Origin of the sequence: Shewanella sp. Shew256, assembly GCF_002196695.1 — a bacterium.
GTDB classification, from domain to species: Bacteria; Pseudomonadota; Gammaproteobacteria; order Enterobacterales; family Shewanellaceae; genus Shewanella; species Shewanella mangrovisoli.
The window spans coordinates 347,058-359,874 of record NZ_NAJR01000002.1; the positions used below are offsets into that span (position 1 = coordinate 347,058).

Sequence of the window (12,817 nt, forward strand, 5' to 3'; positions counted from 1 at the left end):
TTAATAGTCGATATTGATCAAATATTTTCCAATAAATGTCTATCTTGGTTGTTTTCCCAGCAGGGCCAGGCAATCTGCTCCTTAGGAGCATCGGTGTCGACTCGAATAAGGCCGCGCTCAATCCCTTTCTCCAAGTGTAAGAATAGCGGGTTTGCAAAGAGTGTTGGCGGTACAAAATCCAAGGCCCTTAGGCACACATAATGGCTGGTATCATTCGGTAAACTTCGGGCACCCGCCAATGCCATTTGCACTGTTTCGAACAGTAATTTGGGGGCGATTTTAATTTCTGCTTTGGCTAGCAGTGGCAAATTAATCAAGCCAAGGTTAAAGCTATGGCTTAAGCCTTTGCCATCAAGGTATCTACGCAGCGTGTGTAATACTTGCGGCGGCTCTACCGCCTCAGTAAATCTTACGGCAAATAGCCCTTGGCGGATCACATAGACGGGCATTAATAGACTATTGCCTATATGGTGAGTCAATTGTTGGGTAATAGCATTAGCAAAGTATTGGCCGTGATTCAGATCGGTACAGACCTGTTCGCCAAACTCAATCAAGGCGAGGGCGGTAGTGGACGCATTCGCAGGAGGCTGAGCCAGATCCTTTAAGAGTGCGGCATAGCCTTGATGCCGAGTAAAAGGCTCCTGCAAACTTACTGCGAGTAAGGCTGCGTTTTGGCGCTTCGTTTTACGGCGCTGATTTAGTAGGATAACGATCCCCACTAAGAGTAGCGTGGTGATAAGGCCACTCAAGGCGAGTAACTTGTTGGTATTTTTAGTGGTTTCAACCGCATCGTTCAGTTTGCCCTGTAGCATACTGAGCTCAAGTTTGAGTTGCTGCTCGGCCAATACCGAGGAAGATACCGACGAGTCCTGCGCGGTATTTTCGGATGCTTGGCTTAATTCGATAATGCGTTTTTGTGTGCTTATCACCTTGGCTTGATCGTTAAGTTTTTCCGCCGACAAAGCGATTTGCGTCAGTGCCGACTTTTGCTCATCTTGCAATTTTAAATCGGTCGCTAGGGCCAAAGCGTTTTCGGCATGGCTCATCATCAGCGGCCAATCTTCCTTCGCTTGGGCTATCTCGCCAATTAGGAGCTCGTTATAAACTAAGTAGTGATGACTTTGTTTTTCAACAAAGATTTGGTTCGCCATCAGTAAGTATTTGAGGGCGTTGGCCTCGTCATCTAAGTGCGAATAGGCTTGACCGAGATTATGGAAGTTCAACCCTTGAGCGATGTAGTTACCGCGTTTAGCATCGAGCTGCTGGGCATTGAGATAGTAATCGATGGCGCGGTTCCAATCCCCTTGCTCGCCATACACCATGGCGATAACTGTCATGCAACTTGACAGATAAGTGTCGTTGCCCAGTTTTTTAAAGCCAGCGGCGGCCTCATGGGCATTCTTTAAGGCTTCATCCCATTGTTTTAAATCACGATAGACCTTCGCCAGTTGTAGCTGCAGATGGGTCTTCATCGAAGGATAATTGGAGCGATTAGATAGGCGAATCGCTTCGCTATAGTGCTGTAATGACTTAGTGAGTTGCTGATTTTTATTGTAATAATGCCCGAGCTTTGACTCGGCCGCTGCGATCAAATAATCGTTCCTGAGTTTGTAGGCGATATCGCGATAGGTGTGAAAATGCATTAAGGCAGGCACATCCTGACGGATAACGAGGTGCAAACCGCCTAAGTGTTCATGAATTGTGTGCTTGAGCAGCATGGACTCGACATCGTAACTGTCATTAATCCGTGTCAGCGCCTCATTATAAAAGGCTATGGCTTCTTGGTATTTTTGTTCTGTGCGGCCGATATAGCGGCCCTTTAACATGGCGACCGTGGCTTGTTCGAACGGCGTCTGCGCTATGCTTGCAAGCAATTCGATAAGGGTATTAGCGTCTTGAAACCCGACCTTAGATTTTACATTCGGCTCCATATTCAATCGCGCCAACAGCTGCAAAATATGTTCGAACTCGTCGCTACTGTAGCCCTGCTCTTGGGCGGCACGTTCAAACTGTTCGCGGGTCTTAAAGGCGATAGGAAAAGAAAGGGATTGATTGAGCCTGTCGTACATCTTCTGTGGCGTTTCACGCAATTCTATTTCTTCGGCTTCGAGATCGGCAGCCAGTGTTTGAAACGAAATAGACATCAACAAGGTCACGAAAATAACAATGAATTTACGCATGTGTAGGTGGCCCTATATTCCCTAAGTCAAGGAACTTATTTTGTTAGCTTTTGTTAGCGCCTAATGAGGATGCTACATCGACTTGTTATACTTGGAAAAAATATAAGAAGCATAATAACAGAAGACGGAAGGAAGTCAGAGTGAAACCCAGTAGATTATCTGTTTTGATATTAAGTGCATTAGGTTCGACAACTGTTTTAGCCGATGTAGATTATAAAATTGATTTAAGCCAACCAGAACATCACCTTGCGCAGGTGAGTGTGACTTTTCCCGAAGCTAAAGCGGGTGAGTTGACGGTTAATCTTCCGGTGTGGCGTACGGGTAAATATCAAGTGTTACCCCTATCCGATGGTGTGCGTTTATTTACTGCGAAAGACAGTCAAGATAACAGTCTTCCATGGAAACGTAGCGCCAGTGGCGAGTGGCAAATAGCCCTCGATAAACCCGCCAGTGTGACTGTGAGTTATCAATTATATGCCAATGAATTAGGGCAACGTGTGCGTCATATCGATGCGAGCCACGCTTATCTCGATGCCAGTGGCGTATTTATGTATAGCCCGCAATTTCGGACAGACCCAGTGGCCGTGCAGTTAACGGTTCCCGAGAACTGGCAAAGTTATTCCGGCATGTCGTCAGGTAATGCGTCGCATTCCTTCGTTGCCCCCAATTATGATGTGCTGATTGATTCCCCCATCGAAACGGGAGTGAGTCTCCACAAGCAATTCAGCGCCAACGACAAAGACTATGAACTCGTGTTTTGGGGCGAAGGTAACTACGATGCCGATAAAGTGGTGAAAGACTTAACCGCATTGAGTGGTCAAGCCAAGGCGATTTGGGATGGTTATCCCTTTGAGCGTTATGTGTATATGGTGCATGCCACCAGTGGTGCGGGCGGCGCAACCGAGCACTTAAACTCAACGGTTATTCAACTGCCGCGCTTTAGTTTTCGCGAGCGTAAGGATTACCTACGCTTTATTAGCACGGCGTCCCATGAGTTTATTCATACCTGGAACGTGAAAGCCTATCGTCCGGCGGGTCTGGTCCCCTACGATTATCAGCATGAAAACATGACCGAACTGTTGTGGATTGCCGAGGGCTCTACCAGTTATTTCCAAGGTCAGTTATTGCTGCGTGCAGGTGTGATGACGCCTAAGGAATTTTTAGAAGATTTAGCCAAACGCATCGAGAAGAGTGAGTTAACACCGGGGCGCGAAATTCAATCCGTTGCCGAGGCCAGTTTAGGCGAGTGGAGTAGCACGGGCGGCGATTATGCCATTAACCACAGTGTGAATATTTACTCCGAAGGTTATTTAGCCTCACTGGCGCTGGATTTCTCCCTGCTGACGGATTCGAAGCTCGCCTACTCGTACCGCGACGTGCACCGTAAACTCTATCAGGATTACCGCGTGCCCAAGGGCTACACTGTGAGTGATGTAAAGCAGATCCTGAAGGACTTATCGGGTAAGGATTATGGCCCGTGGTGGCAGAGCCATGTGAATAGTCCGCTGAGCCTTGAGTTTTCAAGCCTGTTGTCTCAGGCAGGATTAGTGATGTCCTACGGTAAAGACTCCAAAGCTGAGCCTTTTACGGGCATGACCTTAAGCAGCGAACATGGCTCTTTAGTGCTTTCTCAAGTCTTGCGTAATGGCCCTGCTTGGCAGGCTGGTATCGTCGCAGGGGATGAGATCCTCGCGATTAATGGCTTAAAGGTCACGGCACAAGGTTTTGATAAACGCATTAAAGACTTTAAAGTGGGTGATAAAGTTGAAATCACTTTATTTAACAACGATAAAATCAAGCAAGTGGCGTTAACCTTAGGTGAGAAACAAAGCGGTAAGCTAGTGCTAAAAGGCGATGCAAAGGCTACTAAGCAGCAAAAAGCCTTCTTCAAAGCTTGGCTGGGCATTGATTGGCCGTTCGATAATAAGGGTGAACTGCTGACGAAAAGCTAATTCGTTTGCGTTTTGAGTGGTAGCCATAGAGGTTGGCGCACTCGAATCGCTGCCAATGTGTTGTTTCTGTCATAGAGACTAAAAAGGCGCCGCAGTGAACTGAGTCCACATCGGCGCCTTTTTACATTATTTCGCTTAGTTTCACTTAAGCTCGTTTGGAGCCTTAGCTAAATGTAGCTGCGCTTGATGAGCTTGCCTAAGACTTAAGCTTGAGTCTCTTCAAGGCCGCCTAATGCCGAAACCAGTGCGTGCATCAGCGCTACTAACTCACTGCCCATTAAGGCAAAGTCGGCATCGAGACGCGCCATTGGATCTTCATTCCCTAGCTCATCATTACCCGCTCTAAATTCTTCGGAGAATTTTAAGCGTTTTACGCTGGCATCGGATTGCAGCAGTAGCGCAATTGATTGGCCAAAGTGCAGGGCGAGCTTATGTACTTCTTTACCGGTTTCAAGGTGGGCAAGTACTTCATCTTCTTTTAGATCTTGCTGCTTAAAGCGTACGATACCGCCTTCATCGGCGGCCGATTTCAACTCGGCTTCATCTTGCATTTCAAAGGGTAAGGGCGCGCTGCCGTCCTTTAACCATTGAGTGAGGTTGGATTCAACTGGCGCTTTAAAGCTTAATGGGATCACAGGCAAGCTGCCTAAGGCTTTACGTAATAAAGCTAATAATTCTTCGGCCTTAGTGGCGCTAGAGCTGTCGACGAGGATCATTTCCAGCTCAGGTAAAATCAGCGCGCGAGTTTGGCTGCGACGCGAAAAGGCGCGAGGCAATAGGCTAGTGATGATTTCATCTTTCAGCGCATCTTTTTCTTTTTTGGCGAGCTTACGATTTTCCTCGTCTTCAATTTGCGCCACTTTTTCTTCTAATGATTCTTTAATTACTTGACCTGGCAGAATTTTTTCTTCTTTCGTCACACAGATAAGGTGACGATTATTGGCGCTGTGCACTAAGGTGCTGCCCTGTTTACCTAAGGCATTGGAAAACCCAAATTTGCTGACGTCTTGGCTGCCGCACGGGGAAAATGTGAAATCGGCGAGTGCGGTTTCAAGTGCTTCTGTCTCGATGGAAAAAGGTTTATTGAAACGGTAAAGAGTAAGATTTTTAAACCACATAAGATGCGCTCATTGGAAAAATAAAGTCGCAGTTTACGGCATAGTTGCAGCGGGGTAAACCTACCTTAAATCGTTAAATTTTGCCTCGGTTGCAGAATTCATCAAAATGTAACATTGAAAAAAATCCGGCTGTAACCCTTGGTGTATCTCGGTTTTATCTTTGAAGGGGAAGGCGGTTTCGTGGCGGCTGACCCAAGTTGTCACAATTGAAATAAAACTGAAACAGATTCATTGCAAACTTTCGGTCGTTCCAAACCAATAACCAAGACGAACATAACGTCGAAAGGATTAAATGATGAACGTTTTTTGTAAAACTCTACTTGCTTCTGCGCTAGCTTCTGCAACTCTGGCTTCTGCTTATGCCGCTGAGCCACTGACTGTTTATGGTAAGTTGAACGTTACCGCTCAATCAAATGATGAGAAAGGTGATTCTACAACAACTATTCAAAGTAATGCTTCTCGTTTTGGTGTGAAGGGTGATTTCGAACTGTCTAGCTCGCTGGAAGCGTTCTACACAGTTGAGTACGAAGTTGATACTGGCGCTGCAACAAGCGACAACTTCAAAGCCCGTAACCAATTCGTTGGTTTAAAAGGTGCATTTGGTTCTTTCTCTGTTGGTCGTAACGACACTCTGTTAAAGATCTCTCAAGGTAACGTTGACCAGTTCAACGATTTATCAGGTGACTTAAAGAGCCTGTTCAAAGGTGAAAACCGTTTAGGTCAAACGGCAACTTACCTGTCACCTTCAATCGGTGGTTTTGTATTCGGTGCTACTTATGCTGCTGAAGGCGATGCTGACCAACAAGCTCAAGACGGTTTCAGCTTAGCCGCTATGTACGGTGACGCTAAACTGAAAAAATCACCTTTCTACGCTGCTATCGCTTACGATTCTGACGTAAAAGGTTACGAAATCCTGCGTGCATCGGTACAAGGTAAAATCGCTGATTTAACCTTAGGTGGTATGTACCAACAACAGGAACAAACTTACAAAAACGCTTTACCTGTTAACACTGACAGCGTGAACGGTTACCTGTTAAGCGCCGCTTACGATATCAACGCTGTGACCTTAAAAGCTCAATACCAAGACATGGAAGACTTAGGTGATTCATGGTCAGTGGGTGCGGACTACAGCTTAGGTAAGCCAACGAAAGTGTTTGCTTTCTATACTAACCGCTCTATGGAAGCGTCTAACGACGATGACAAATACATCGGTGTTGGTTTAGAACACAAGTTCTAATCTCAGCATTAAGGTTGAATTAAGGAGGCTTAGGCCTCCTTTTTTATTGCGATAAACAAACAGTTATATAAACTTAATATGACAATTATCGCGACAATATCGCTTTTGCGGCATGCTTATTCATAAATCTGTAATAAAAATGACTAATAATAGCCGTGTTGACATTCACTGACAGAAAATCACTTATGACTGCAAGGATATTGATAGTAGAAGACGAGTTAGCCATCCGTGAGATGCTGACTTTTGTAATGGAACAGCATGGGTTTACAACCTCTGCGGCGGAAGATTTTGATTCGGCCATTGCGCTGCTAAAGGAGCCTTACCCCGATCTGATTTTGTTGGATTGGATGTTTCCTGGTGGAAGTGGTATTCAATTGGCAAAACGCCTCAAGCAGGATGAGTTTACCCGTCAGATCCCCATTATTATGTTAACCGCTCGCGGTGAAGAAGAAGATAAGGTTAAGGGTCTCGAAGTGGGCGCCGATGACTATATCACTAAACCTTTTTCACCCAAGGAGCTGGTGGCGCGTATTAAGGCTGTGTTGCGCCGTAGCGCGCCGACTCGCCTCGAAGAAACCATCGATGTACAAGGATTGTTACTCGACCCCGTGAGCCACAGGGTGAGTGTTGGCGATACCGTACTCGATATGGGACCAACGGAATTCCGTTTATTACACTTCTTTATGACACACCCTGAACGTGTTTACAGCCGCGAACAGCTGCTCGATAACGTTTGGGGAACCAATGTGTATGTAGAAGACAGAACCGTGGATGTGCATATCCGTCGCCTGCGTAAAGCGGTTGAAGAATCGGGCCATGATCGCCTCATTCAAACGGTTCGTGGTGCAGGTTATCGTTTCTCTACACGCATTTAGTGCCAAATAAGAGATAGGCACAGGTTAGCTTTTAAGCTATCTTGTGCTCCTCCTATTTAGCCTGATGTCTGGGTTTATTTATGTTCGACTCTTATTCAGGGTACCGGCTGTTTTCGCGCTTAGCGGTGTTTTTACTGCTTTGTTTGCTGATTGGTTTATTGGTAGGGAAACCCCTCTGGATACTTATCATTGGATTGCTAGGACTGGTGTTCTGGCATTACCGTCAGTTAGCGCGTCTCAATTTCTGGTTATGGCGAGATAGAAAATTAACACCTCCCCAGGGCAGTGGCAGTTGGGAAGGGGTGTTTAACGGCATATACCGTCTACAGGGCAAAAATCGTCGTCGAGTGGGTCAATTAGCCGCCTTGCTAGGACGTTTTCGCCAAGGGGCCGAGGCCTTGCCCGATGCGGCAGTCGTGCTCGACTCTGAGCACAATATCTTATGGTGTAACAAGTTAGCTCAGCTGATATTAGGCTTTGTCTGGCCACAGGATAATGGTCAACGCATCGATAACTTGATCCGCCATCCTGATTTTTCGGCCTATATCAAAGCCGGAAAATATAAAGATCCCTTAGAGCTGGCCTCGCCCGTGTCCGATAGACGGTTGCTCGAAATCCGTATTATGGCCTATGGCGATAGGCAGTTATTGCTCATTGCCCGCGATATTACACGGATAAGACAACTCGAAGGCATGCGTAAAGAATTTGTCGCCAATGTGTCACACGAACTAAAAACCCCGCTCACAGTATTGCAGGGTTATTTAGAGATGATGCAAAGCATGGCGGAACCCGGTTCGATGAACGCTAAGCCCTTAGCCTTAATGCAGCAGCAGACGCGGCGCATGCAGTCGATGGTGGAGCAATTATTGGTATTATCACGCATCGAAGATGCGGCGGATATTAACCTTGAGAACACCGTAAACATGGCGCAGTTGATGGAAGTCTTAAAGGAAGAGGCCAAGGCGCTGGCGCAGGACAAGTACGAGCTAAGCTTCCACTGTGAGGCGGGACTTAATTCCCATGGCAATGAGCTACAGCTTAGAAGTGCTTGTTCTAATTTGATTTCGAATGCGATTCGCTACACAGAGCCCGGCGGCAAAATTACCGTGCAATGGCGTAGTGTGGCAACCGGTGCCCTCTTTAGTGTGACGGATACCGGTGAGGGGATCGCGCCGCAGCATATTAGTCGCTTGACCGAGCGTTTTTATCGCGTCGACAGTGCGCGCTCAAGGCAAACCGGTGGCAGTGGCCTTGGCTTAGCCATTGTGAAACACGCTTTGAGTCATCACCACAGCGAGCTCAATATCAGCAGCGAATTGGGTAAAGGCAGTACCTTTAGTTTTGTGATCCCATCCCATTTGATTGAACGCAAAAAATAATTGCCAAAGAAACGCATATTATTTTTACATATAAAACAGGCCATTATGGCCTGTTTTGCTTTTGACACTTTAACAATGCGAGGTTTTTTTCAAAAAAATGCGAAAAATGTGTTTTGTCATCTAAGTGTCACATCTTGGACATAGAATTGTCATTGTAGCGATTGATACTGGCTGCGTCTGAAGAAACTTAAGTTAGAAATTAGTTAGCTTATTACTGGAGCACATAATGAAACTGAAAAAGCTTGTCGGCGCGATGACCCTCACAGCCGCTGGTGTATTCTCTGCCACTGCAATGGCATCTGTTGATCAATCTCTGCCAACTTACGAGAAAGCAAGTGGTGTATCAGGCAACCTTTCGTCTGTAGGTTCAGATACTTTAGCCAACATGATGACTCTGTGGGCTGAAGAATTTAAACAGATGTACCCTAACGTAAACATCCAAATTCAAGCTGCTGGTTCTTCTACTGCGCCACCAGCCTTAACCGAAGGTACTTCACAATTCGGCCCTATGAGCCGCAAAATGAAGCCTAACGAAGAAGAAGCCTTCGAAAAACACTATGGTTACAAGCCAACTGCAGTTCGTGTTGCGATTGACGCTTTAGCGGTATTCGTACACAAAGATAACCCAATCAAAGGCTTAACTGTTGAACAAGTTGACGGTATTTTCTCTTCTACTCACAAGTGTGGTAGCAGCGATATCCAACGTTGGGGCGACTTAGGTCTTGACGGTAACTGGTCAGCAAAAGACGTACAATTGTACGGTCGTAACTCAGTATCAGGCACTTACGGTTACTTCAAAGAGCACGCTCTGTGTAAAGGTGACTTCAAGGCCAACGTAAACGAGCAACCAGGTTCTGCTTCTGTGGTTCAGTCAGTGTCTCAATCACTGAACGCTATCGGTTACTCTGGTATCGGTTACAAAACTGCTGGCGTGAAAGCCGTTGCTATCGCGAAGAAAGGTAACGAGTTTATCGAAGCGACTGCAGAAAACGCAGCGAACGGTACTTACCCATTATCACGTTACTTATATGTATACGTGAACAAGCAACCAAACAAAGACTTAGCACCAATGGAAAAAGAATTCATCCGTTACGTGCTGTCTAAGCAAGGTCAGCAAGTGGTAGAAAAAGACGGTTATGTGACTCTGCCTAAGAGCGTAGTTGCTAAAGATTTAGAACAGTTAGGCATCCGCCTGTAATTCTTAATCGCTAAACCTTAAGGGTCTCTACGGAGGCCCTTTTTGTTTTGGGCCCTAAACCACCAACTTCAGTCGGAGTTATCATTTTGAGATGCCTGTGAGGCTCTGAACTGATTAGATATTTAATGTGATTGGTATAAATGGACATAAAAAAAGCAACCTAATAAGGTTGCTGTAAATTCCAATTCGGAATCCGGGGACGGTCGCGCTAGAAACCATCTAAAGGAGAATGATGATGAACGAAGAAACTCTTGCAAAGATTCGGTTCATAATATCTGACTCAAGGGCGTGAAATTAGTTCAGCAAAAATAGAAAATATTTGAAAATATTTTTTATGTTTTTCTTTATGCATTGAAAAGTATGTGAATTTTAATCTTGCAGCTTAACTCAAATAGATTATGACAAGAGTTGAACTCAAGCATTGTTACAAAATGCGGATGCGGGGAAGGTTTATTCGATTGCGCGTTGGTAAATCAGCGGCTGATAATATGGTCAGATAATTTTCCGTCCATAGGTTAGCTAAGTGATGCCGTTAGAAAATCAGCAAATGCCAATCGCACCTGCAGCATGGGATTTAACCCGAGATTACCATTCCTTTGCCAACAGTGACCAAGTGCAGGTCACGCACTTGTCCCTCGCGCTAAAAGTCGATTTTGCGACTCGTACTCTGCTCGGGGAAGTAACGCTGTCACTGCGCTATCTTGAACCACAGGTTGGCGAGCTATGGCTCGATAGTCGCGACTTAAGCATTTTATCGGTCACGACGGATGAAGCCGCGCTGGTATTTCATCTAGAAACAGCCGATGACATTCTCGGACAGAAATTAGTCATCCAGTTACCCCAAGCGCAGTTCGAACGAATCTATATTCGTTACCAAACCTCACCGGAGGCTGAAGGGCTACAGTGGCTTACGCCTGAACAAACAGCGGGTAAAGCATTACCTTATCTCTTTAGCCAGTCTCAGCCCATTAATGCCCGCAGTTGGATCCCTTTGCAGGATTCGCCCAAGGTGCGGATCACCTTCGATGCGCACGTCGAGGTGCCAAAGGGCATGCGCGCCGTGATGAGTGCAATGAACGACCCTGATACACCGCTCGAGGGGCAATTCCAATTCGAGATGGAAAAGCCCATTCCGACCCATTTGCTGGCCTTAGCGGTGGGTGACTTAGCTTTTCAAGCCATAGGTCCACGCAGCGGCGTGTATACCGAGCCTTGCATGCTGGCAGCCGCTGCGACCGAGTTTGCCGATACCGAACACATGCTGGATGTGGCGCAATCCCTCTTAGGCCCTTACGCTTGGGGGCGTTATGACATGATCATCTTGCCACCGAGTTTTCCTTTCGGTGGCATGGAAAACCCGCGTTTAGCTTTTCTAACCCCAACTCTGATAGCGGGGGATAAAAGCTTAGTGTCGACGGTCGCCCACGAGTTGGCACATTCGTGGACAGGCAATCTGGTCAGTAACGCGACTTGGCGCGATCTCTGGCTAAATGAAGGTTTTACGACCTACTTTACCAATCGGATTGTCGAAGAAGTCTATGGCAAGGAGCAGGCCGAGTTGGAATGGGTCATTGAATTTGGCCGACTACAAGAAGAAATGGCGGCTTTACCGCTTCACAGGCAAACGCTTCCCGCCAATGTGCAGCTGGCCGATCCTAATCTGGCCTTTAACCGTTTTACCTACGATAAGGCATCGATGTTCGTCCATGAGCTAGAACATCGCCTCGGTCGCACCGAATTCGATAAGTTTCTGTTTGCCTATGTGCAGCACTTTGCCTTTAAGGCGATCACCACCGAAGTGTTTGTCGAATACGCGAAAGTGGCTTTAGTCGAAGCCTATCCCGATAAAATAAGTGAAGTCGAGCTGTTGGAATGGATTTATGGCGAAGGTTTGCCTCAAGGTTATGTGGGACCCACATCGCGAAGTTTAGATAAAGTCGATTGCGCCTTGGATGATTTCTTACAGGGCAAAGCGGCCAGCGAGCTTAAGGCAAAAGGTTGGCGAGTTCACCATTGGCAGTACTTTTTGACCCAATTGCCCGAAGTGTTGTCTCAGGTGCAATTAATGGATTTGGACGATACCTTTAAGTTGACCGAGTCTAGCAATGCTGAAATTGCCTGCGATTGGTTTAGGGTCGCTATCCGTAATCATTATGATCCTGTGTTACCCGCCTTAAGTGCTTATTTGCAGCGCATTGGCCGCGGCAAGTTTGTTCGTCCACTTTATGCGGAATTGCAAGTTGCTGGCTATCACACTGAGTTACAACAAATCTATGCCAGTGCGAGGGCGGGTTACCATCCTTCGATTCAAGTGCAACTGGATAGAATGCTGAAGGGGTAAAATACAGATAAAAAAATGGCAACCTAAGGTTGCCATAAAAGAATCAAAGTAGGAGACAAAGGAATGCAGTGCGCTAGCGTGTATTCGATTGCTTCCCAAAAGGGAGATGATGATGAACGACCAACCAATTCGACTCTATGCAATAACTTGAAACTGTTTCATTGAATTAAACGGCGCGTTTTATCCATTTAATCCTTTGCTAAAGTTTTCATTTAGCAATCTATTCTGCATTAAAGCGGATTTGTTAATCCTTACATATAGTCAGACTAAGACCTTTTGATAAAGTTCAGTTGGCGGCTAAAAATTTTTAAATTTATTTTTGGCCTTGCTAGCATCAGCATATTGAGACGTTGGTGCACAGCTACATTTATTTTACATATAAAACATGGACATAAAAAAAGGCAACCAATCGGTTGCCTAGTGACCTATTCCTAGGTCAAGGGGGCTGCGCTAGAAGCCCCAGGGAGAATGATGAACATGAAAAAGACATTCGCTGTTCAATATGTTTGAGGGGCTTATAGAATTAAAGTTCCATCG

General features: G+C 46.1%; 8 protein-coding genes. 6 read left to right on the forward strand and 2 right to left on the reverse strand.

The window, feature by feature from the left end:
• Positions 1-17 precede the first annotated feature (17 nt).
• Positions 18-2,180, reverse strand: a complete 2,163-nt coding sequence (locus B5P39_RS04380) for a tetratricopeptide repeat protein (protein WP_088210597.1) — start codon at positions 2,178-2,180, stop codon at positions 18-20.
• A gap of 140 nt (positions 2,181-2,320) precedes the next feature.
• Between B5P39_RS04380 and B5P39_RS04385 the strand changes: the two genes are divergently transcribed.
• Positions 2,321-4,132: a M61 family metallopeptidase gene (locus B5P39_RS04385; protein ID WP_088210598.1), complete on the forward strand. Its 1,812-nt coding sequence runs from the start codon at positions 2,321-2,323 to the stop codon at positions 4,130-4,132.
• A 203-nt stretch (positions 4,133-4,335) separates the two neighbouring features.
• Here B5P39_RS04385 and rdgC read toward each other — a convergent pair whose 3' ends face one another.
• Complete coding sequence (gene rdgC, locus B5P39_RS04390; protein WP_086902322.1) at positions 4,336-5,250, reverse strand: recombination-associated protein RdgC; 915 nt, start codon at positions 5,248-5,250, stop codon at positions 4,336-4,338.
• 292 nt (positions 5,251-5,542) lie between these two features.
• Between rdgC and B5P39_RS04395 the strand changes: the two genes are divergently transcribed.
• The 5 genes from B5P39_RS04395 (at position 5,543) to B5P39_RS04415 (ending at position 12,280) form a co-directional block, all read left to right on the forward strand.
• Complete coding sequence (locus B5P39_RS04395) at positions 5,543-6,487, forward strand: porin (RefSeq protein ID WP_164717875.1); 945 nt, start codon at positions 5,543-5,545, stop codon at positions 6,485-6,487.
• A gap of 185 nt (positions 6,488-6,672) precedes the next feature.
• Positions 6,673-7,362, forward strand: coding sequence for a phosphate regulon transcriptional regulator PhoB (gene phoB, locus B5P39_RS04400; RefSeq protein WP_011623460.1), 690 nt, complete (start codon positions 6,673-6,675; stop codon positions 7,360-7,362).
• Between the two features lie 80 nt (positions 7,363-7,442).
• On the forward strand, positions 7,443-8,741 hold the full coding sequence (phoR, locus tag B5P39_RS04405; protein ID WP_088210600.1) for a phosphate regulon sensor histidine kinase PhoR: 1,299 nt from the start codon (positions 7,443-7,445) through the stop codon (positions 8,739-8,741).
• A 226-nt stretch (positions 8,742-8,967) separates the two neighbouring features.
• Entirely contained in the window at positions 8,968-9,939 is a 972-nt protein-coding gene (locus B5P39_RS04410) for a PstS family phosphate ABC transporter substrate-binding protein (protein ID WP_011623458.1), read from the forward strand.
• Positions 9,940-10,465: 526 nt separating this feature from the next.
• Positions 10,466-12,280 carry a M1 family metallopeptidase gene (locus B5P39_RS04415; RefSeq protein WP_176399868.1) on the forward strand — a complete coding sequence of 605 codons (1,815 nt, stop codon included), beginning with the start codon at positions 10,466-10,468 and terminating at the stop codon, positions 12,278-12,280.
• Positions 12,281-12,817: the final 537 nt, after the last annotated feature.